The sequence below is a fragment of the Nocardioides sp. YJ-D4 genome (assembly GCF_054031495.1).
The window spans coordinates 4,740,504-4,760,589 of sequence record NZ_CM132932.1 but is presented as its reverse complement, the minus strand read 5'-3'; the positions used below and the strand labels follow the sequence as shown (position 1 = coordinate 4,760,589).

The 20,086-nt window shown below is 70.1% G+C and carries 19 protein-coding genes; 10 read left to right on the top strand and 9 right to left on the bottom strand.

The features are described 5' to 3' along the window. Positions 1 to 25: 25 nt before the first annotated feature. The 3 genes from lepA to ACW14X_RS22775 all read right to left on the bottom strand — a co-directional run bounded on the left by lepA (position 26) and on the right by ACW14X_RS22775 (position 3,287). A complete protein-coding gene (gene lepA / locus ACW14X_RS22785) occupies positions 26 to 1,894 on the bottom strand; it encodes a translation elongation factor 4 (protein WP_160028190.1) in 1,869 nt (622 codons plus the stop codon). A gap of 61 nt (positions 1,895 to 1,955) precedes the next feature. After that, positions 1,956 to 2,867, bottom strand: coding sequence for a hypothetical protein (locus ACW14X_RS22780; RefSeq protein WP_457163408.1), 912 nt, complete (start codon positions 2,865 to 2,867; stop codon positions 1,956 to 1,958). 51 nt (positions 2,868 to 2,918) lie between these two features. Further along, entirely contained in the window at positions 2,919 to 3,287 is a 369-nt protein-coding gene (locus tag ACW14X_RS22775; protein ID WP_400465752.1) for a YciI family protein, read from the bottom strand. 38 nt (positions 3,288 to 3,325) lie between these two features. Between ACW14X_RS22775 and ACW14X_RS22770 the strand changes: the two genes are divergently transcribed. Continuing rightward, positions 3,326 to 4,570 (top strand): RNA polymerase sigma factor, encoded by a 1,245-nt coding sequence (locus tag ACW14X_RS22770; RefSeq protein WP_457163407.1) that lies wholly within the window; start codon positions 3,326 to 3,328, stop codon positions 4,568 to 4,570. Here ACW14X_RS22770 and ACW14X_RS22765 read toward each other — a convergent pair. After that, positions 4,543 to 4,986: a hypothetical protein gene (locus tag ACW14X_RS22765; RefSeq protein ID WP_457163406.1), complete on the bottom strand. Its 444-nt coding sequence runs from the start codon at positions 4,984 to 4,986 to the stop codon at positions 4,543 to 4,545. The genes ACW14X_RS22770 and ACW14X_RS22765 overlap by 28 nt on opposite strands. Positions 4,987 to 5,173: 187 nt before the next feature. Here ACW14X_RS22765 and ACW14X_RS22760 point away from each other — a divergent pair, with 187 nt between their 5' ends. The 8 genes from ACW14X_RS22760 to ACW14X_RS22725 all read left to right on the top strand — a co-directional run bounded on the left by ACW14X_RS22760 (position 5,174) and on the right by ACW14X_RS22725 (position 12,317). Continuing rightward, positions 5,174 to 6,745, top strand: coding sequence for an alkaline phosphatase D family protein (locus ACW14X_RS22760; protein ID WP_457163405.1), 1,572 nt, complete (start codon positions 5,174 to 5,176; stop codon positions 6,743 to 6,745). Between the two features lie 78 nt (positions 6,746 to 6,823). Continuing rightward, positions 6,824 to 7,126 (top strand): hypothetical protein, encoded by a 303-nt coding sequence (locus ACW14X_RS22755; protein WP_160028178.1) that lies wholly within the window; start codon positions 6,824 to 6,826, stop codon positions 7,124 to 7,126. Beyond that, a complete protein-coding gene (locus tag ACW14X_RS22750; RefSeq protein ID WP_457163404.1) occupies positions 7,126 to 8,181 on the top strand; it encodes a hypothetical protein in 1,056 nt (351 codons plus the stop codon). The genes ACW14X_RS22755 and ACW14X_RS22750 overlap by 1 nt, the downstream gene beginning before the upstream one ends. Next, positions 8,178 to 8,675 carry a DUF4919 domain-containing protein gene (locus ACW14X_RS22745; protein WP_457163403.1) on the top strand — a complete coding sequence of 166 codons (498 nt, stop codon included), beginning with the start codon at positions 8,178 to 8,180 and terminating at the stop codon, positions 8,673 to 8,675. The genes ACW14X_RS22750 and ACW14X_RS22745 overlap by 4 nt, the downstream gene beginning before the upstream one ends. Further along, a complete protein-coding gene (locus ACW14X_RS22740) occupies positions 8,675 to 9,745 on the top strand; it encodes a hypothetical protein (protein WP_457163402.1) in 1,071 nt (356 codons plus the stop codon). The genes ACW14X_RS22745 and ACW14X_RS22740 overlap by 1 nt, the downstream gene beginning before the upstream one ends. Then, entirely contained in the window at positions 9,742 to 10,239 is a 498-nt protein-coding gene (locus ACW14X_RS22735) for a DUF4919 domain-containing protein (RefSeq protein ID WP_160028170.1), read from the top strand. The genes ACW14X_RS22740 and ACW14X_RS22735 overlap by 4 nt, the downstream gene beginning before the upstream one ends. A 21-nt stretch (positions 10,240 to 10,260) precedes the next feature. Further along, on the top strand, positions 10,261 to 11,316 hold the full coding sequence (locus ACW14X_RS22730; RefSeq protein WP_457163401.1) for a WD40 repeat domain-containing protein: 1,056 nt from the start codon (positions 10,261 to 10,263) through the stop codon (positions 11,314 to 11,316). A gap of 56 nt (positions 11,317 to 11,372) precedes the next feature. Continuing rightward, positions 11,373 to 12,317, top strand: coding sequence for a hypothetical protein (locus ACW14X_RS22725; protein WP_457163400.1), 945 nt, complete (start codon positions 11,373 to 11,375; stop codon positions 12,315 to 12,317). Here the strand turns inward: ACW14X_RS22725 and ACW14X_RS22720 are convergent. Beyond that, positions 12,302 to 14,161 (bottom strand): AMP-dependent synthetase/ligase, encoded by a 1,860-nt coding sequence (locus ACW14X_RS22720; RefSeq protein WP_160028164.1) that lies wholly within the window; start codon positions 14,159 to 14,161, stop codon positions 12,302 to 12,304. The two genes, ACW14X_RS22725 and ACW14X_RS22720, sit on opposite strands and share 16 nt — an antisense overlap. A gap of 310 nt (positions 14,162 to 14,471) precedes the next feature. Between ACW14X_RS22720 and rpsT the strand changes: the two genes are divergently transcribed. After that, positions 14,472 to 14,732 carry a 30S ribosomal protein S20 gene (gene rpsT / locus ACW14X_RS22715; RefSeq protein WP_160028162.1) on the top strand — a complete coding sequence of 87 codons (261 nt, stop codon included), beginning with the start codon at positions 14,472 to 14,474 and terminating at the stop codon, positions 14,730 to 14,732. A gap of 168 nt (positions 14,733 to 14,900) precedes the next feature. Here the strand turns inward: rpsT and holA are convergent, their stop codons facing one another. The 4 genes from holA to ACW14X_RS22695 form a co-directional block, all read right to left on the bottom strand. Continuing rightward, positions 14,901 to 15,884: a DNA polymerase III subunit delta gene (gene holA / locus ACW14X_RS22710; protein WP_160028160.1), complete on the bottom strand. Its 984-nt coding sequence runs from the start codon at positions 15,882 to 15,884 to the stop codon at positions 14,901 to 14,903. A 29-nt stretch (positions 15,885 to 15,913) separates the two neighbouring features. Further along, positions 15,914 to 18,202 carry a ComEC/Rec2 family competence protein gene (locus ACW14X_RS22705; protein WP_160028158.1) on the bottom strand — a complete coding sequence of 763 codons (2,289 nt, stop codon included), beginning with the start codon at positions 18,200 to 18,202 and terminating at the stop codon, positions 15,914 to 15,916. After that, a complete protein-coding gene (locus ACW14X_RS22700) occupies positions 18,199 to 19,089 on the bottom strand; it encodes a helix-hairpin-helix domain-containing protein (protein WP_201451263.1) in 891 nt (296 codons plus the stop codon). The genes ACW14X_RS22705 and ACW14X_RS22700 overlap by 4 nt, the downstream gene beginning before the upstream one ends. Before the next feature lie 103 nt (positions 19,090 to 19,192). Further along, positions 19,193 to 20,053 carry a DegV family protein gene (locus tag ACW14X_RS22695; RefSeq protein ID WP_160028156.1) on the bottom strand — a complete coding sequence of 287 codons (861 nt, stop codon included), beginning with the start codon at positions 20,051 to 20,053 and terminating at the stop codon, positions 19,193 to 19,195. Positions 20,054 to 20,086: the final 33 nt, after the last annotated feature.

Sequence of the window (20,086 nt, the reverse complement as noted above, 5' to 3'; positions counted from 1 at the left end):
TCTCCGCTGCTCGACCAGCGAAGATCTACTTCTTCCCGGCAGACTTGTCGGTGGAAGGCTGGGTGGTGGAGAGCGCGGCGACGAAGGCCTCCTGGGGGACCTCGACGCGGCCGACCATCTTCATCCGCTTCTTGCCCTCCTTCTGCTTCTCCAGCAGCTTGCGCTTACGCGAGATGTCGCCGCCGTAGCACTTGGCGAGGACGTCCTTGCGGATGGCGCGGATGGTCTCGCGGGCGATGACGCGGGCGCCGATGGCGGCCTGGATGGGCACCTCGAACTGCTGCCGCGGGATGAGCTCCTTGAGCTTGCCGGCCATCATCACGCCGTAGCCGTAGGCGGCCTCGCGGTGGACGATCGCGGAGAACGCGTCGACGGGCTCGCCCTGGAGCAGGATGTCGACCTTGACCAGGTCGGCGGCCTGGTCGCCGCTGAACTCGTAGTTCAGCGAGGCGTACCCCTTGGTCGAGGACTTGAGCTGGTCGAAGAAGTCGAAGGCGATCTCGCCCATGGGGAGGACGTAGCGCATCTCGACGCGGTCCTCGGAGAGGTAGTCCATGCCGCCGAGGGTGCCGCGCTTCTTCTGGCACAGCTCCATGATCGTGCCGATGTAGTCGGACGGCGAGAGGATGGTGGCGTTGACGACCGGCTCGCGGACCTCGCGGATCTTGCCCTCGGGGAACTCCGAGGGGTTGGTGACGATGTGCTCGGAGCCGTCCTCCATGATCACGTCGTAGACCACGTTGGGAGCCGTCGAGATGAGGTCGAGGTTGAACTCGCGCTCGAGACGGTCGCGGGTGATCTCCATGTGCAGCAGGCCGAGGAACCCGACGCGGAAGCCGAAGCCGAGCGCGCCCGACGTCTCCGGCTCGTAGGTCAGCGCCGCGTCGTTGAGCTGCAGCTTGTCGAGCGCCTCGCGCAGCACCGGGTACTGGTCGCCGTCGATCGGGTAGAGCCCGGCGAAGACCATCGGGTTGGGGTGGGAGTAGCCGCCGAGCATCTCCTTGGCCGGGCGGTTGTTGCCGGTGACGGTGTCACCCACGCGCGACTGGCGTACGTCCTTCACGCCGGTGATCAGGTAGCCGGTCTCGCCGACACCGATGTGGTCGGCCTTGACCGGCTCCGGGCTGATCACACCGAGCTCGAGCATCTCGTGGACCGCGCCGGTCGACATCATCTTGATCTTGTCGCGGTGGGTCAGCTTGCCGTCGAAGACCCGGACGTAGGTGACCACGCCGCGGTAGGTGTCGTAGACGGAGTCGAAGATCAGCGCCCGCGCCGGGGCGTCCGGGTCGCCGACGGGAGCCGGGGTCTGGGCCACGATCTCGTTGAGCAGCCCCTCGACGCCCAGCCCGGTCTTAGCGGAGACCTGGAGTACGTCCTCGGGCTCGCAGCCGACGAGGTTGGCCAGCTCCAGGGCGTACTTCTCCGGGTTGGCGGAGGGCAGGTCGATCTTGTTGAGCACCGGGATGATGTGCAGGTCGGCACCCATCGCCAGGTAGAGGTTGGCCAGCGTCTGCGCCTCGATGCCCTGCGCCGCGTCGACGAGCAGGATCGCCGCCTCGCACGCCTGCAGCGACCGGGAGACCTCGTAGGTGAAGTCGACGTGGCCGGGGGTGTCGATCATGTTCAGCACGAACGTCTTGTCGGCGTCCTCACCCTCGGTGACCGTCCACGGCATCCGCACGGCCTGGGACTTGATCGTGATCCCGCGCTCGCGCTCGATGTCCATCCGGTCGAGGTACTGTGCCCGCGCGGCACGCTCGTCGACCACACCGGTCAGCTGCAGCATCCGGTCGGCCAGCGTCGACTTGCCGTGGTCGATGTGGGCGATGATGCAGAAGTTGCGGATGATCGCCGGATCAGTGGAGCCGGGCTGTGGCGCGGAGTGAGTCACAGGCTGCTTTCGTAGATGCTCAAGAACGGGGGCGGGTACGTCACCGCCTAGTGTCCCACGCTCAGTACTGATGGAACCAAAGCGGCAGCTGCACCGACTCGCCCGGGCAGGTCACGTTGCGGTCGCGGCCGTCCTCGAGCCACTGCACCATCACCGCGGCACCGCCCTGGAACATCCACTCGCCACCGCACCGCTCCAGGGCCGCGGCCCGCGATGCCTCGCCGGCCGGACGCCACTCGGGCAGCTGCAGCTGCAGGTCGCCGACGATCGGCGTCCACAGTCCCTCGATCGAGTAGACCCCGACCCGCTTCCCGGCGTCCTGATAGCCGGCCACGGCACCCAGGACCACCGCCTGGTTGGCCTCGATGTCGCCGGACCACTCCCAGACCGCGACCGGCTCGACGTCGAGCCAGACCGAGGGCGACTCCAGGCCGGCGCGTTCCATCTGCTCGAGGTTCCACACCGCCTGCTGGTAGCCGACGTTGGTCAGCCGGCCGATCTTCGTGTCCGGGTCGCCCGGACCCTCCTCGCCCCGCTCGCGGAGTGTGGCGGCGGTGGGATAGGAGGTGACCGCATAGGCCGAGGTCATCACCTTGTTCTGCTTGGCCCACTCGACCTGCGAGGCCAGACACGGGTTGGGGATGAACGCCGGGCCGTTGGTGAGCCCGATGACCACGTACTCCGCCGAGGCGAGCGGCATCGGCAGCCCCAGCGTCCGGCGCTCCTTGATGCCCATCCCCTCGGGACACTGCGGCCAGCTCACATCACCGCCCTCGACGATGCCGCGATCGTCGGCAGGTGGGACGGACGGGATCTCCAGCGACTCGGGCGCGCGTGGCGGCACGCTCGCCGACGTCTCGGGCACCGGGCTCGCGGGCATGGACGGCGAGCCGGACTCCGCCTCGGCCGGGGGCTCGGCGGCGCAGCCGAACAGCACCGGCGCCGCCAGGACCAGCAGCACAGCGGCGAACACGCTCTTTCTTGCCCACATCACCGCAGATACTGCCACCCGCATCCCAGCGGGTCACACCTGCGCGAAGTCGTCCCCCATCACCGGCCGGATCTCGATCGGCTCCCCGAGGACCGCGACGATCCGCGACACGATGTCGATGGCGCGCTCCTGGCTGGCCACGTCGATGACGGCGAAGCTGGCCATGACCTCCTTCAGCTCGGCGAACGGTCCGTCGGTCGCGACCGGACCGTTCTCGCCCGGCCGGACGGTGACCGACACGGCCGGGTGCCCCAGGCCCTCGGTGCTGACCAGCTCGCCGTTGGCGACCAGTTCCTCCTCGAACTTCTGGTACTCCGCGAACGCCGCGAGCGCCTCCTCGGAGGCCGTGTCGGAGGCGTCCCACGCGTCGGCGGGCGTGTATCCCAGCAGCAGGTATTTCATGTCTCGAAACTAGACCCTCGAAACTAGGCTCTGTCGGCATGACCGGACCGGCGGCGCTCGAGGACCTGCTGCGGACCGAGGCGCCGTACGTCCTGAGCGCCCTGGTCCGCCGCTTCGGCCGGTTCGAGGCCGCCGAGGACGCGGTCCAGGAGGCGCTGCTGGACGCCAGCATCCAGTGGGCGCGCGACGGCGTTCCGGAGAACCCGCGCTCCTGGCTGACCAGGGTCGGCTACCGGCGGATGGTGGACCTGCTCCGCTCCGAGCAGGCGGCCCACCGCCGCGAGCTCCAGATCGGGATCGCCGAGGTGGTCACGCCGGCCGGCCCGGCGGCGGAGACCGACGACAGCCTGACGCTGTTGCTGCTCTGCTGTCATCCGGCGCTGTCGCGGACCGGCCAGGTGGCGCTCACGCTGCGCGCCGTGGGCGGGCTGACGACGACCGAGATCGCCCATGCGTACGGCGTCCCCGAGAACACCATGGGCACCCGAATCAGCCGGGCGAAGCAGACGCTGCGCAAGGCCGGCGCCCGGTTCACGCCGCCCGGGGAGGCCGAGCGCGCTGATCGGATCGGCGCCGTGCTCGAGGTGCTCTACCTCGTCTTCAACGAGGGCTACACCGCCACCGCCGGCCCCGAGCTGGGCCGGGTCGACCTGGCGCACGAGTCGATCCGGCTGACCCGGATGCTCGCCCGGATCGCTCCGGGCGAGCCCGAGGTCGCCGGCCTGCTGGCGCTGATGCTGCTCACCGAGGCCCGGCGGCCGGCCCGCACCGACCCCGACCTCGGCCTGGTGCCGCTGGCCGAGCAGGACCGCTCGCGGTGGGATCGCGCGCTGATCGAGGAGGGGTTGGCCGTGCTGGCGGAGGTGTGGGACGCCGGTGATCCGGGCCCGTTCCGGCTCCAGGCGGCGATCGCCGCGGTGCACGCCCACGCGACGTCGGCCGCGGACACCGACTGGCACGAGATCCTCGGCCTCTACCTCCTGCTGGAACGTACGCTGCCGACCGCACCGGTCCGCCTGGGCCGAGTCGTCGCGGCGGCGCACGCGTTCGGCCCGGTGGTCGGCCTGCAGCTGCTGGACGAGCTCGACGCCGAGCACGGCCTCGCCGGCGATCCGCTGACCGCGCAGCGGGTCCTGGCGGTGCGGGCGCACCTGCTGGACCAGCGGCGCGACCCGTCCGCCGCCGCCCAGTTCCGGGCGGCGGCGGAGCTGACCGCCAACGAGGCCGAGCGCGACTACCTGCTCCGGCGCGCGGATCAGGCCCGGGTCATCGTCGACTCGTAGCCGCCCTGGCCGGCGTAGTCCCACTCGCCGGTCATCACGTCGCCGGTCTCGTCGAAGGTGCCGACGAACTTCACCGGCGAGCCCTTCTCGCCTCCCCAGATGGTGAGAGTGTCGCCGTCGAGCTCGTAGACGTAGTCGAGGGTGGCGCCGGTGTTGTCGTAGTAGCGCGAGTGCACGTCGGCGCTCGGCTCCTCGCCGAAGGGGCGCAGGTTGCCGATCACCTCGATCCCGGTCGTGACCTGGCCGTACTGCTCCAGGCGTACGTCCTGCAGCAGGAAGTAGCCGCCTTCCATCCAGCGGTAGGTCACCTCGCCCTCCGCCCCGCCGGTCACCTTCCAGGTGCCGATCAGCCGGTCCAGGGCGCGGACGCCGGGGCTCGGTGCGGGCAGTGCGGGCATGGCGTACTCGTCGTTCATGATGTCGCTCCTCGTGTGCGGCCGGCTTCTCCGGCCTTCACCCCTCTCTCGGAGCCCGCCCGGGGATCTCGACATCCGGGTGAAAGAAACTTTTCTTCACCCGGGGACGGCACCCTTCGCGTACGTGTTCACCGACACGACCCGCGGAACTCACCGGTCGTTCCGCCGCAATCGGCAGGTTTGGCCCATGACCCCACTCAACCGCCGCTCCGTCCTCGGCCTCGGTGCCGCCGCCGGTGCCGGACTCGTCATCCCCACGACCGCAGCAGCCGCCCACGCCGCCCCCGCCTCGGCCCCCGCCTTCGTCCGCGGCAACCGACCGACCCTCACCCACGGCGTCCAGTCCGGTGACGTCGGCGCCCGCGGCGGCGTGCTGTGGAGCCGGGCGGACAAGACCTCCCGCCTGGTCGCGGAGATCTCGGCCGACGAGTCGTTCCGCCGGGCCCGGCCGGTCAGCGGCCCGGTGGTGACCGCGCGCAGCGACTTCACCGGGGAGCTGAAGGTCGACGGCCTCGAGGCGGGGCGCGACTACTTCTACCGGGTCCGTGCCGTCGACCCCGACGACCCGCGACGCGGCAGCGCCTGGGAGCTGGGCCGGCTGCGTACCGCTCCCGCACGCCGCCAGGACATCCGGTTCCTCTGGTCCGGCGACATCGCCGGCCAGGGCTGGGGCGCCAACCCCGACTTCGGCGGCTTCCGGATCGCGCCCGCGATGGCTGCGCGCGAGGCCGACTTCTTCCTGAGCTCGGGCGACAACGTCTACGCCGACGGCCCGCTCACCTCGACCGTGACCCTCCCCGACGGACGGGTCTGGAACAACATCGTCACCGAGGAGAAGCACAAGGTCGCCGAGACGCTGGCCGAGTTCCGCGGTCAGTACGCCTACAACCTGCTCGCCGACAACTGGCGCGCGTTCCTCGCCCAGACGCCGATCGTGGCGCAGTGGGACGACCACGAGGTCACCAACAACTGGTACCCGGGCGAGATCCTCCCCGACGACGGCCGCTACACCGAGCGCCGTGTGGATGTCCTCGCGGCGCGCGCGAAGCAGGCCTTCCACGAGTACATCCCGGTCGGCGACGCCTCCCCCGACCCCGACGGCCGGATCTACCGCAAGCTCTCCTACGGACCGCTGATGGACCTGTTCGTCCTCGACATGCGCACCCACAAGGACGCCAACACGACCAACGCCGAGACGAGCGCCGACGGGGGCGTCCTCGGTGAGCGTCAGACGAAATGGCTGCTGCGCGAGCTGGCTGCCTCCCTGGCCACCTGGAAGGTCATCGCCGCCGACCTGCCGATCGGCCTGGTCGTCCCCGACGGTCCGCTGCAGGAGGGCATCTCCCAGGGCGACGCCGGCGCCCCGCTCGGCCGTGAGCTCGACATCGCGACCGTGCTCTCCGGGCTCAAGCGCCTCGGCATCCGCAACCACGTCTGGCTGACCGCTGACGTCCACTACACGGCAGCGCACTCCTACGACCCCGGCCGCGCCGCGTACCAGGACTTCGACCCGTTCTGGGAGTTCGTCTCCGGCCCGCTCAACGCCGGCGCCTTCGGCCCCAACAAGCTGGACCCCACCTTCGGTCCGGCCGCCGAGTTCGTGGCCGCTCCCCCAGCCGCCAACACCTCACCCGCCGACGGCTTCCAGTTCTTCGGCGAGGTCGAGATCGACGGACGTACGCAGCAGCTCACCGTCACCCTCCGTGACGTCGACGGCGGTGCGCTATTTACGAAGACGCTGGACCCGAGTTTCCGTTAGGGTCTGCCGGCTAGGGCGTGTCTCTGCGAAGACACGCCCTAGCCGTCTCCCGTTCGGGCCCAGGAGGACCAGCAGACCATGAGCGAAATTCATGTCGTCCCCAAGGACATGAAGACATCCATCGGCATCGCAACGGACGCCGAGAGCGCCGTACGCAAAGCCGACTCCGCCGGCTATCTGAGCAAGGCGGGCGCTGCGGTCCCAGGGGCGGAGTCGGTCACCTACATGTCCGATCTCGGCACCCGCTGGACCGATGAGACGAAGGCCGCGGCCGACAGCTCCCAGAAGCTCGCCGCGGAGATGCAGAAGGCTCTCGACGAGTTCGAGGCCGCTGACCAGGCCGCCGGCGACAAGGGCGGAAAGGTCATGGGCCCGAACTGATGGCGATCACGTTCGGCCAGGTCAAGACCTGGAAGGCGGCACCACTGGGTGACGCCGGCGACGGGCTCAAGGCCGACCTGCGCAAGCTGGAGACCAGCCGCGACGAGCTCGAGGCCAACGGCGTGGCCAAGTCCTGGACCGGTGCGGCCGCCGACGCGGCCCGCGGCCACCGCGACACGCTGGTCAAGCAGCTGAGCGGCCACATCACCGGCAAGCAGCAGATGCAGAAGGCGCTCTACGCCGCCGAGCCCGAGGTCGAGGCCATCGAGCGTCTCGTCGCCGGGATCCTCGACCGGGCCAAGACCAACGAGTTCACCGTCGGTGACGACGGCTCGGTGACCAGCACCGCCACGCCGCCGACGTTCAAGAGCCGTTTCGAGGCCGAGGAATGGAGCAGCAGCCGCCAGTTCGTCGCGCAGGAGATCGCCGACGACATCACCGACGCCCTCGCCAAGGCGGCCGGTGTGGACCAGATCCTCACCGACGGCATCCCGACCGGCACCGACAAGGATCTCGATCACACCCGTGACGAGCGCGGCCTGGCCTCCCCCGAGGTGACCGAGCGCTGGGCCCAGCTCACCGATGCCGAGCGCAAGGCGATCATCGACCAGAAGATCGCGGAGCTCGCCGAGGAGTACGGCGTCGATGTCGAGGACATCGTCTGGGACGCCCAGGGCAGCACCAACGGCTACTGGAGCGAGGACGACCACACCGTGCACCTCAATCCGGGCAATGTCGACAATCCCGACATCCTGCACACCGTGGCTCACGAGATGCGCCATGCCCGGCAGTACGAGGCGATCGAGGACAACAACGACTTCCAGTTCTGGTGGGAGGACGACCCCTTCGACGAGCACAGGGAAGACGGGATCACCGAGGAGCAGGCCGAGGACTGGGAGGAGAACTTCGACGACTACAAGAGCACCGACAACGGCGACACGTACGAGGAGTACTACAACCAGCCCGTCGAGGCCGACGCCCGCAAGTCCGGTCGCGAATATCTCGACAACCTGACCGCCGCTGAGCTCGACCGTCTCCTGAAGGAGTCGAAATGACGACGTACGCCGACCTGGTCACCGCCTACCTCGACGCCCCCGGCCCCGAGACGCTCGCGCCGCTGCGCCGCGCGGTCCGCAACTCCGCCAACTTCACCGTCGACCTCGACCTCAGCGCCGTCGACAAGCTGCTCGACGAGGGCGCCTACGCCGAGGCCGCGACCGCGCTGCGGGCACTCATGCCCGGGGCAATCTTCAGCCCGTCGGCCCACCTGCGCCTGGCGACCGCCCTGGAGCGCTCCGGTGAGGAGCGCTCAGCGGCTCGCGAGCGTCAGGTCGCCAGCGCTGCCCTGCGGAGCATCCGGGCGACCGGCGACGGCACCCTGGAGCATCCTTGGACGGTGCTGCGGATCAATGACGAGTACGACCTGCTCCGCGCCCTGAAGAAGGTCCCCGGCCGCCAGGATCTCCTGGACGCCGACGGGCGGCGTATCGACCGCCACACCTGCACCGACGGGACCCTCGTCCACTTCGACGCGACCGCGCTCGTCTGATGGCGATCACGTTCGGCCAGGTCAAGACCTGGAAAGCCGCGCCGCTGGGTGACGCCGGCGACGGACTCAAGGCCGACCTCCGCAAGCTGGAGACCAGCCGCGACGAGCTCGAGGCCAACGGCGTGGCCAAGTCCTGGACCGGGGTGGCCGCCGACGCCGCCCGAGGGCATCGCGACGGCCTGGTCAAGAGCCTCAGCAGCCACATCACCGCCAAGCAGGAGATGCAGAAGGCGCTCTACACCGCCGAGCCCGAGGTCGAGGCCATCGAGCGTCTCGTCGCCGGGATCCTCGACCGGGCCAAGACCAACGAGTTCAACGTCAGCGACGACGGCACGGTGACCAGCACCGCCACCCCGCCGACCTTCAAGAGCCGTTTCGAGGCCGAGGAGTGGAGCAGCAGCCGTCAGAACATCGCCCAGGAGATCGCCGACGAGATCGAGAAGGCCCTCGCCAAGGCCGTCGGCGTCGACGCGATCCTCGCCCGCGGCCTGCCGACCGGCATCAACGAGCAGGGCGACGAGTACGGCAACATCGACCCGGCCATCGCGGAGAAGTGGGAGACGCTCACCATCGAGGAGCGCAAGGCCGTGCTCGAGGAGATGGTCAAGAAGATCGCCGAGGAGAGCGGCGTCGACATGCCCACCATCGACTGGTCCGATCTGGAGAACGACGACTGGAGCGACGGCAGCATCACCTACGGCTACTGGAACGACGAAGAGCCGACGATGGCGCTCAACCCCAACGTGCTCGACGACCCCGGCCAGCTGATCAACACCGTCGCCCACGAGGTCCGTCACGGTCGCCAGCACGAGGCCATCGACGACAAGAACGACTGGCAGTTCTGGTGGGAGGACGACCCCTTCGACGAGCACAAGGAAGACGGGATCACCGAGGAGCAGGCCGAGGACTGGGAGGAGAACTTCGACGACTACAAGAGCACCGACAACGGCGACTCCTTCGACGAGTACTACAACCAGCCCGTCGAGACCGACGCCCGCAACTCCGGCCGTGACTACCTGAACAACCTCACCGAGGAGGAGTTCAACCGGCTCCTGGAGGAGTCCCGATGACGACGTACGCCGACCTGGTCTCCGCCTACCTCGACGACCCTGGCCCCGAGACCCTCGGGCCGCTTCGCCGCGCCGTCCGTGGCGCGGCGAACTTCACCGCCGATCTCGACCTCGACTCGGTCGACAGACTGCTCGCCGAGGGGTCGTACGCCGCGGCCGCCGCCGAGCTGCGGCGGGCCATGCCGGGGGCGATCTTCAGCCCCTCGGTCCACCTGCGGATGGCCACCGCGCTGGAGCAGTCCGGCGACGGCCGGGCCGCCGCCCGCGAGCGGCAGGTCGCCGGTGCCGCGCTGCGCAGCATCCGCTCCACCGGCGACGGCAGCGAGCAACATCCGTGGTCGGTGCTGCGTATCAACGACGAGTACGACATGCTCCGAGCCCTCGACAAGGTCCGGGACCGCCAGGACCTCGTCGAGACCGGGGGCCGTCGACTCGACCGTCTCACCTGCACCGACGGCACCGTCGCCTACTTCGACGTGTCCTCGTTCGCCTGACCGATCTCTCCAGAAGGACCGATGAAACCCCGAACGTACGTCCTCAGCGTCCCGCTCATCGGCGTGCTCGCCGCCGCGCTCCTGGCCGGGTGCGCCGGCGACCCCGACCAGGACGGCTGCGACATCTCCGCGCTCGGGACGTCCGGCGGCACGATCAGCCTGGCCGCAGCGGTCATGCCGTCGCGGGTCGACGCCGGCTCGCTAGTCACCGACCCCGACGGGAAGTACGTCGTGGCCAGCTGCACCGACGGCACCTGCCGCTGGAGCGCTGCCGGGGGTGCATACGAGACGATCTCCGACACCGGCTACGGCGCCATCAGCCCCGACCTCACGCTCGTCGCGCGGAAGGTCGGTTGCTCGGACATCGCGCTGGTCGAGGTGGACGGCGACAAGCAGGTCCAGCGGCTCGAGGGCCTGCCGAACCCGCAGGTCACCGACGCCAGCCCGGTCGGCGAGATCGCGTTCAGTCCCGAGGGTCGGCTCGTGGCCGGCGCCGGGCTCGAGGGCGACCTGATCATCTGGTCGGTCGAGGACGGCGACGAGGTGGCGAGCACCGATCTCGGCAACGGTGTCGGATCGATCTCGTTCAGCCCCGACAGCAAGCAGGTGGCGGTCGCCTCCGGCGACAGCGTCTCGATCCTCGAGGCCGAATCGGGCGACGAGGTCGGCACCCTCGTGGCCGCAAACGTAGCCGACCCGGTCTGGAGCCCGGACGGCCGCTGGATCGCCGGCGCCACCACCGAGGGCTACCCCACGATCTGGGACGCCGAGACGCTCGAGGCCGTCGAGACGCTACCTGATCACCCGGTCGGCGCCGTCGCTTTCTCCCCCGACTCTCGCACGCTGGCTGTCACGAGCGACTCCGCCGATGCCGAGCTGGTCCTGTGGGCACCGAAGGCGCTGGGCGGTACGGGCGAGTCCCGTGACCTCGTCCGGTCCGCGGTGCCGGGTTCGAACGTGATCTTCAGCCCCGACGGGAAGACCCTCTACACCGCGTCGGCCGAGGAAGGCGTCGCCGCCTGGGACGTCGCCACCGGCAAGCCCGCCGCACAGCTCGACCAGCCGCCGATGTCCTAGCTTCCGGTGCCGTGGTGCGCTGGCGCATCATGGCCGGCGTACACAAGGATGTGGTCGTGAGCGCGATCCCGACGAACATCCCGCACGGGCAGACCGCCCGCCGCCTGGAGTGGCCGCACCTGCCGCCGTTCCTGCGGTCCTCGATCGAGAAACGCCTCGGCGGTGGGCCGGTGGTCTCGGCGGAGTCGCACGGGGCCGGGTTCACGCCGGGGTTCGCCTCGGTGCTGACCTGCCAGGACGGATCCCAGCACTTCGTGAAGGCGGCCTCCGCCAAGGCGCAGCGCGACTCCGCCGCGCTCTACCGGGAGGAGGCCGCGAAGCTGAAGAAGCTCGCCGGCTGGGTCCCCGCCCCGAAGCTGAGGTGGTTCGACGACGGCGAGTGGGTCGTCCTGGCCTTCGAGCACATCGAGTCGCGGCTGCCTTCGCGGCCCTGGACTCCCGCGGACCTCGAGGTCGTCTCCCAGGCGCTGGTCGAGACCACCGCCGCGCTCACCCCGGCCCCGGGCATCGGCTGGCCGACCTTCGCCGAGGAGCACGCCTCGTACCCCGCCTTGTGGGACCGGGTGGCCGGCTACCCGCACGCCGACCGGGCGGCCGAGATCGCCGCCGGGTTCGCGGAGCACACCGCCGGCGGGACGCTGGTCCACCTGGACGTACGCGACGACACCATCCGCATCCGCCCCGACGGCGGCGTCCTGCTGGTCGAGTGGACCTGGCCGGTTCTCGGCGCCGACTGGATCGACTCGCTCCTGCTGCTGGTCGGACCTCGCGGTGACGGCCTCGACGCCGAGTCGTTCCTGGCCACCCATCCGCTGCTGTCGCAGGCCGCCCCGGAGGCCATCGACTCCGTCCTGGCCCTCTTCGCCGGCTACTTCCTGGCCGCCGCCGACCAGCCGGTCAAGACGACCTCGCCCCACCTCCGCAGGATGCAGCGGTGGCAGGGCGAGGTGTGTCTGGACTGGCTGGCGGAGCGCCGAGCCTGGGATCAGGACCCGGCGTAGAACGCGTCGATCCGCGCCTGCTCCTTCGCCTCCACGACGTTGCGCTTCACCTTCAGCGACGGGGTGAGCTCACCGCTCTCGACGGTCAGGTCGTGCTCGAGGATCTCCCACTTCTTGATGGTCTCCCAGCGGTTGAGGCCGGCGTTGAGCTCGTCGACGTAGCCGCCGATCAGCTCACGCACCTGCGGCGAGGTGACGATCTCCTCGTACGACTTCCCCTCCAGACCGTGGGAGGCGCCCCAGGCGGTGATCGACTCGGGGTCGAGGGCGATCAGGGCGCTGACGAAGTTGCGGTTGGCACCGAAGACCAGGAACTGGCTGGTGTAGGGGCACAGCGCGGCGAACTTCGACTCGATCGCCGGCGGCGCGACGTACTTCCCGCCCGAGGTCTTGAAGAGCTCCTTGATCCGGCCGGTGATGGTGATGTAGCCCTCCTCGTCGATCGAGGCCTTGTCACCGGTGTGGTACCAGCCCTCGGCGTCGAGCGCCTTGGCGGTCTCCTCGGGCAGGTTGTGGTAGCCCGGCATCACGTGCGGGCCACGGATGAGCAGCTCGTCGTTCTCGCCGATCTTCACCTCGCTGCCCGGGAACGCCTTGCCGACGGTGCCGAGCTTGTTCTCCGTCAGGGTGCCGACGGACGCGCCCGCGGCGTTCTCGGTCGAGCCGTAGCCCTCCATGATCAGGATCCCCGCGGCCCGGAACCACTCGGCGATCTCGCGGTTGAGCGGGGCCGAGCCGGAGATGAAGAACCGTACGCGGCCACCGAAGCGCTCACGCACCTTGCTGAGCACCAGCTTGTCGAGCACGGCGTGCTTGAGCGCCATCGAGGTCGGCACGGACTTGCCCTCGCGCAGCAGCCGGTCGCGGGCGATGCCGTTGGCGAAGGCGGCGTCGAAGAGCTTCTTCTTCACACCACCGTCGTTCTCGACCATCATCGTGATCCTGGCGTGCACCTTCTCGAAGATGCGCGGGGCGGCGCCCATGAAGGTCGGCTTCACGATCGCCAGGTTGTCGACGATCTTGTCCATCCGGCCGTCGATCGCGGTCGGGAAGCCGCAGGCGATCTGGACCGAGAGCAGCACCTTGCCGAAGACGTGCGACATCGGCAGCCACAGGAACTGCAGGTCGTCGGGGCCGAGCACGTCGCCCTTGGCCCGGAACACCTCGCCCTCGTAGACCCACGCGCGATGGAGCAGGCGTACGCCCTTCGGCCGGCCGGTGGTGCCGGAGGTGTAGACCAGCGTGGCCAGGTGGTCCGGGGTGATCTTGGCCGCGGTCTCCTCGATCACGTCCGGGTGATCGGCGAGGTACTTGTCGCCGATGGCCGCGAGGTCGTCCAGACCGATGACCCGCTCACCGTCGGTCTGACCGTCGAAGGTGATCACCTTGACGATCTCGGGCAGATCGGCGGCCCTCTCGGCGATCTTGGCGAGCTGACCGTCGTCCTCGGCGAAGACGAAGCGGCACTCGGCGTCGCCGAGGATGTAGGCGGTGTCGTCGACGTTGGTCGTCGGGTAGACAGTCGTGGTGGCGCCACCGGCGAGCATCACCGCGAGGTCGGCGATGATCCACTCGTAGCGGGTGGTCGAGGCGATGCCGACCCGCTGCTCGAGCTCGAGGCCGAGTGAGACGAGGCCCGCGGCGAGGCGGCTGGCCAGGTCGCTGGCCTCCTTCCAGGTCAGCGACTTCCACTCCTCTCCGCCTGCCTCGGTCGTCGAGCCGACCACGGGATAGCGGAACGCTTCCGCATTCGGGGTCGCCTTGACCCGGTTGAGGAAGTGAAGGGCGAAGTTCGCCGGCATCTCGTCGAGGAATGCGAGATCGATCGCGGACTGGGTCGGCATGATTCTCCTGGCCTGCAGTGTGTGCGTGGGGGGTGAACGGTGGGCGGTTAGCACGAGAGGGACCGCGCGGGGGACCCTAGACGCTGGAGCCGAGCCGCAACAGGGGGTTCCGCCGGAAATCTCGTGACCGAGATCACCACAGCCTACCCCGGAGTAGCTATGGGAGGTACGGCGATTTGAGGCCAAACGACGCGAGTCTGTAATCTTGACCGCAAGCGTGTTCGCGTAGGCCTCTCCCCTCTCATTTCCCCGAGGGGCCGGATTGAGAGCTCGCACCACCACACGTCGAAGCACTGGAGATCATTCACCCATGGCGAACATCAAGTCGCAGATCAAGCGCAACAAGCAGAACGAGAAGGCGCACGAGCGGAACAAGGCCGTCAAGAGCGAGCTCAAGACCGTCATCCGCAAGTTCCACGCCGCCGCTGAGGCCGGCGAGAAGGACGCGGCGGTCGAGACCGCCAAGGTCGTCGCCAAGAAGCTCGACAAGGCCGCCTCCAAGGGCGTCATCCACAAGAACCAGGCCGCCAACCGCAAGTCGGCGATCGCCAAGAAGGCTGCCTCCCTCTGAGGTAAGCCCCACCGAAGCCCCCGTCCTCCGCGACGGGGGCTTTCGTCATTCCCCGAGGCGTCGCTTACGTCGGCCGAGGCGTCACTTACGTCGGTCGAGACGTCACTTAGCTGCCGTCTCGGCCGACCGGGGTGACGTCTCGGCCGACCGGGTGACGCCTCGGCGGGGTCAGCGCTGGCGGAGGGCAGCGATCGTGAGGACGAGGCGCTCGAGCGTGTACGCCGGATCGCTGGCGGCGCCCTTGAGGTCGGCGTCGGCTCGGGCGACCGAGCGGAGGGCCTCGCCGATGCCTTCGCGGGACCAGCCGCGGGCGAGGCCGGCGATGGACTTCTGCTTCCAGGGCGGGGTGCCGCTGTCGCGGATCCCGGCGACGTGGTTGGCGACCGTGCGCAGCTGGCCCGCGACGGCGGAGAGGACGTAGACCGGGGAGGAGCCGGTGTCGAGCGCCCAGCGGATCTCCTCGAGGGCCTTGACCCTGTCGCCGGAGATGATCGCGTCCGCGATCACGTAGTTCTTCACCTCGGCCCGGCCGCCGAAGTACTGCTTCACGTGCTCCAGGCCGAGTCGCTTCGCCTCGTTGTCGCCGGCGAGCTGGCTGGCAGCGGCGGCCAGGGCGCGGAGGTCCTGGCCGACGGCCTGGATCAGGAAGTCGGCGCCCTCCTCGTCGATGCTCGCTCCGTGCAGCCGCAGCTCGGCCTTCACGAAGCTGCCGAACTCACGCGCCTTCAGCTCGACCGACTTGTGCTCGGTCACCTTCGGGAGCTTGCGGAGCTTGGCGAGCGTGCCGCTGCCCTTCTGCCCACCACCGTGGACGAGGACGAGGGCGACCTCCTCCGCGGGCATCCCGGCATAGTCCATCAGGCCCGCCACCGACTCGTCCGGCAGGTTCTCGAGGTTCCGGACGACGACGCACCTGATGCTCGAGAAGAGCGACGGTGCGCTCAGCTCGCCGAGAGTCGCCAGCGTCAGATCGGCGGCGGTCGCCTCGGATACTTCAGCCTCGGCGTCGTAGGCCTTCACCGCGGCTTTCGCAGCCGCGACCGTACGCTCCCCCAGGAACTCCTCCTTGCCGGTCACCAGCGTCACCCGACCCAGGACGTCGGAGGCCGAGAGGTTGCCGGTGGGGCTCGGTGCGGAGGCGGTGCGTGCCATGCTCAAACCCTCCCACACGGCACCGACACTTATCTCGTCACCACGGCGGCCTCACCTCCCGACTCGACGACCGCGACCGAGCCGTCGCGGTCGGTGCGGTAGACCTCGGTGCCGCTCTCCGCGAGCCCTTGGACCGTGGCGGTGGCCGGGTGGCCGTAGTCATTGCCGGCACCGACCGGGACGAGAGCGACCTGCGCGCGCAGCGCACGCAGCCAGTCGAGGTCCTGATAGCGCGAGCCGTGGTGGGGCACCTTGAGCACGTCGATGTCGAGCTCGGCCAGGTCGTCGGCGAGTTGGTCCTGACCCTCCGGCTCGATGTCGCCGGTCAACAGCAGGCGCAGGCCGCGGGACTCGACGAGGAGAACCACGCTCGCGTCGTTGGCGGTGGAGCCGTCCCCGGGACCGCGGGTGTCGGACTCGCCCGTCGGCCAGAGCACCTGGATCCGTACCTCACCGATCGTGGTCGTGGCCGCGTAGGGGGCCGGAACCGGCACCACTCCGGCCGCACCGGCGGTCTCGCCGAGGACCCGTACGCCTTCGGGCGGGTCCTGGAGCCGTGAGGTCCACAGCTCCCCGACCCGGCGGCCGGCGAAGACGCCCTCGACGCCGTTGACGTGGTCGGCGTGGAAGTGGGTGATCACGGCGAGCGGAACGTCCTCGATCTCGAGTCGGTCGAGACAGTCGTCGACGAGGTCCGGATCGGGGCCGGCGTCCACCACGACGGCACTCCCCGATCCGGTGCGCACCACCAGGGCGTCTCCCTGTCCCACGTCGCACATCACGAGCACCCATCCCGGCGGGGGCCAGCCCGGGCTCGGCAGCCGCACCAGCGCGACCGCGAGCAGCACCAGGCAACCGGACACCCCGGTGACCGGATGCCGCAGGATCCGCGGCGCCAGGAAGGCGATGGCGACACAGACGACCACGAGCACCGCCAGGGCCAGCGGCCCGGTCGCCCACCCGACCTCCGCGGTCGGCAGCCCGGCACCGAAGCGGGCGACCGCGATGATCCAGGCGACGCACCAGGTCGCGATCGTGCCCGCGACCATGCCGAGCGGATCCCATACCAGCCCGAGCAGACCTCCCAGGAGACCGAGCACCGTCGCCGGTGCGACGGCGGGCTCGACCAGCAGGTTGGCGAGCACCGCGACCAGGCTGACCTGGCCGGAGATGGCGGCGACCACCGGAGTGCAGGCCAGCTGCGCCGCTGCCGGGACGGCGATCGCCTCCGCACACCACTGCGGCATCCAGCGCCGCAGAGCGTCCCGCCACGGTGGCCCGAAGAGCAGGATGCCGGCCGTGGCCAGAACCGAGAGGGTGAACCCGATCGAGGTCGCCAGCCCGGGGTCGATCAGCAGCAGCCCGATCACCGCCGCGCCGAGCCCGCGCAGCGCTCGCTGGCGTCCGTTGTGCGTCATCGCCAGCAGTCCGACCGCACCCATCGCGGCCGCCCGCACCACACTCGGCTCGGTGCGGGCGAGCACGATGAACCCGAGGATTCCGAGCACCCCGACGGCGTACAGCCCTCTCCCCCGCACCCCGGCCCAGCGGGCGACGATGAGCAGGAATCCCACCACCAGGGTCAGGTTGGTGCCGGAGACCGCGAGCAGGTGGGTCAGACCGGTCGTCCGGAAGTCGTCCGCGAGGTCGTCGGAGAGACCGGTGTCGTCACCGTCGACCAGCGCCGGAACCAATGCCGCCTGGTCCGGCGGCCGATGCGCCACCGCATCCCGGATCGAGCCACGCAGCGTCTCGGAGGCCCGCCACCAGATCCCCGGACCCGCGACGACTCGCGGCTGCCCCGCGATCAGCAGCGCCGACTCCTCGTGCGAGTCGCTCTCCCCCAGACGTCCGGTCGTCGACACCGTCGCCCCGAGCGGGATGTCCGCCCAGGGGTCGCCGCCGAGCACGACCACCGGCGTACGCAGCCTGTAGACCACCCCGCGGCCCCTGATCTCTCGCACGCTGGCGCGCCGGAGCTGGTACGTCCCGTGCTGACCCGTCACCTCCTTCGGGTCGGTGGTGACGGTGGCGACCACCCGCACCTGCGCCTTGCGCGCGGCCAGGTCCGCCACCGGGTTGTCGCTGACCCGGGCGGCGTGCAGCCCCGCGACGACGGCGGTCCCGGCGACCATCAGCACCAACGCCAGCGCCGTCGGGCGACGCTTCCGAACGGCCCATCCACCGCCGATGCCGAGGACCGCGGCGAGGAGCACGAGCAGAACCACCCCGGACCGTCCGCCGACCACCACCACCGGCCCGGCCAACGCCCCCGCCCACGCACCGGCTCCGAGTAACGGCAGTCGCAGGTCGTTCACAACGTGACCAGCGGTGCCAGCGAGTCGTAGGTCTTCGGTCCGATCCCGTCGACCTCGAGCAGCTCGTCGACGGAGGTGAACGCGCCGTTGGTCGTGCGCCAGTCGATGATCGCCTGCGCTGTCACCGGCCCCACCCCGGGCAACGTCTCCAGCTCCTCCAACGAGGCGGCGTTGAGGCTCACCCCCGCCCCTGGCGCACCAGCCGCCGGGGCACCAGAGCCGGGCGCCGCGACGCCACCTCCCCCGTTGGGCGCACCGACCACGATCTGCTGACCGTCGCTGAGCAGAGCAGCGAGGTTGAGCCCGGCGAGCTGCTTGTGGGAGGCCCCGCCGGCAGCCTCGACGGCATCCACCACCCGGGAGCCGACCGGCAGCACGACGATGCCGGGCTTGGGCACCTTGCCCTCGACGTCGACCGTCACCGTCCCGGCCGACGCTCCGCCCGACGGCAACGCGGCCGTGCTCCCGGGCGCCACCGAGGCGGTCGGCAGCGCGACCAGCGGGGAGGCCGAGGGCGAGGCCCGGGCGGCCGGCACCACCTCCGGGTCGGCGCGGATCATCCACCAGCAGGCCACCGCCAGCCCGGCGACCAGTACCAGCGAGACGACGACGAGATGCCATGGGCCGAGGCTCACCCGCCCGCGCAGCGGCTCGGGCAGCACCGCATCAGGCGAGATCACGACCTGACGCCGAGACGCGTGGCGTCCCGGGACCGGCACCAGCGGATCCAGCTCCGCGGTGTCGGTCGCTCTCGGCCCGTCCCACCACGGCGGCTGCCAGTCCTCCTCGCCCTCGTCCTCCTCCTTTGGCGGGTCCAGCTCGGCGCGCAGCTGCTCCAGCCGCCGGGCGACGGCATCGGCGTGATCAGAGGTCGGTCGGGTCCGCATGACGCCGAAGCTATGCGCCCGCGCCGACACTTCCGAGCGCGTTCTCAGCGCCTGTGGAGAACCCGATCCTCAACCGCCCCTGTGGACGGTAATCGGCCCAGAATCAGAGCTTGGGACCCACCACGACCGCCACACACCCCGGCCCGACATGCGCACCCAGTACCGCGCCCAGCACCCCGACGCGTACGTCGCCGTTGATCTTGCCGTTCAGCTCGGCGGAGAGTCCCTCGCTCATCGCGGCTGCCCGGTCGGGGCTGCCCAGGTGAGCGACGACGATCTCGACGGCGTCCGCATCCTCGCCCGCCTCGACCCCGAGTGCCTGCAGCCGCGCGATCGCCCGCTCAGCCGTACGCACCCGCTCGTGCGGCACGACCCGCCCGTCCTCGATCGTGAGCAGCGGCTTGACCGCGAGCGCCGTCCCGAGCAGAGCAGCAGCCGCGCCGATCCGCCCGCCCCGGCGCAGGTACTCGAGCGTGTCGACGTAGAAGTAGGAACGAGTGGCGGCGACCCGCGCCAGCGCGGCCTCGCGAGCCTCGGCAGCACTCCCGCCGCGCCCGGCCACCTCCGCGGCAGCCAGAACGGCGAACCCGACCCCGGGTCCGACCACCTTCGTGTCCACGGTGATCACCGGCACCGGAGCCTCCCGCGCCGCGAGCATCGAGGACTCGCACGTCGCGCTCAGCTCCGCGGAGAGGTGGATGGAGACGATCTCCTCGAAGCCCTGCGCCGCGAGCTTCGCGTAGACCTCCGCCAGGAGCGCCGGCGAGGGCCGGGAGGTCGTCACCGTCTTGTGTGCCGCCAACGCCGCCAGCAGCGCTTCGGGCGACGTCTCCTCCACCCCGTCGTCGTACGACGTCCCATCCACGATCACCTGCAACGGCACCGATGTGATCAGCTCCGTGGCATCCCCGAGATCGGATGGAAGCATCGCGGTCGAGTCGGTCACGATCGCTACCCGGGCCATGTCAGAAGCCTACAGATCGACCCATCGCCTCGA

What these genes read in the sequence shown, in the direction of transcription:
- ACW14X_RS22775 (WP_400465752.1), bottom strand. Translation starts at nt 3,287, where the DNA reads ATGAAATACCTGCTGCTGGGATACACGCCCGCCGACGCGTGGGACGCC.
- ACW14X_RS22770 (WP_457163407.1), top strand. Translation starts at nt 3,326, where the DNA reads ATGACCGGACCGGCGGCGCTCGAGGACCTGCTGCGGACCGAGGCGCCG.
- ACW14X_RS22765 (WP_457163406.1), bottom strand. Translation starts at nt 4,986, where the DNA reads ATGAACGACGAGTACGCCATGCCCGCACTGCCCGCACCGAGCCCCGGC.
- ACW14X_RS22760 (WP_457163405.1), top strand. Translation starts at nt 5,174, where the DNA reads ATGACCCCACTCAACCGCCGCTCCGTCCTCGGCCTCGGTGCCGCCGCC.
- ACW14X_RS22755 (WP_160028178.1), top strand. Translation starts at nt 6,824, where the DNA reads ATGAGCGAAATTCATGTCGTCCCCAAGGACATGAAGACATCCATCGGC.
- ACW14X_RS22750 (WP_457163404.1), top strand. Translation starts at nt 7,126, where the DNA reads ATGGCGATCACGTTCGGCCAGGTCAAGACCTGGAAGGCGGCACCACTG.
- ACW14X_RS22745 (WP_457163403.1), top strand. Translation starts at nt 8,178, where the DNA reads ATGACGACGTACGCCGACCTGGTCACCGCCTACCTCGACGCCCCCGGC.
- ACW14X_RS22740 (WP_457163402.1), top strand. Translation starts at nt 8,675, where the DNA reads ATGGCGATCACGTTCGGCCAGGTCAAGACCTGGAAAGCCGCGCCGCTG.
- ACW14X_RS22735 (WP_160028170.1), top strand. Translation starts at nt 9,742, where the DNA reads ATGACGACGTACGCCGACCTGGTCTCCGCCTACCTCGACGACCCTGGC.
- ACW14X_RS22730 (WP_457163401.1), top strand. Translation starts at nt 10,261, where the DNA reads ATGAAACCCCGAACGTACGTCCTCAGCGTCCCGCTCATCGGCGTGCTC.
- ACW14X_RS22720 (WP_160028164.1), bottom strand. Translation starts at nt 14,161, where the DNA reads ATGCCGACCCAGTCCGCGATCGATCTCGCATTCCTCGACGAGATGCCG.
- rpsT (WP_160028162.1), top strand. Translation starts at nt 14,472, where the DNA reads ATGGCGAACATCAAGTCGCAGATCAAGCGCAACAAGCAGAACGAGAAG.
- holA (WP_160028160.1), bottom strand. Translation starts at nt 15,884, where the DNA reads ATGGCACGCACCGCCTCCGCACCGAGCCCCACCGGCAACCTCTCGGCC.
- ACW14X_RS22700 (WP_201451263.1), bottom strand. Translation starts at nt 19,089, where the DNA reads ATGCGGACCCGACCGACCTCTGATCACGCCGATGCCGTCGCCCGGCGG.
- ACW14X_RS22695 (WP_160028156.1), bottom strand. Translation starts at nt 20,053, where the DNA reads ATGGCCCGGGTAGCGATCGTGACCGACTCGACCGCGATGCTTCCATCC.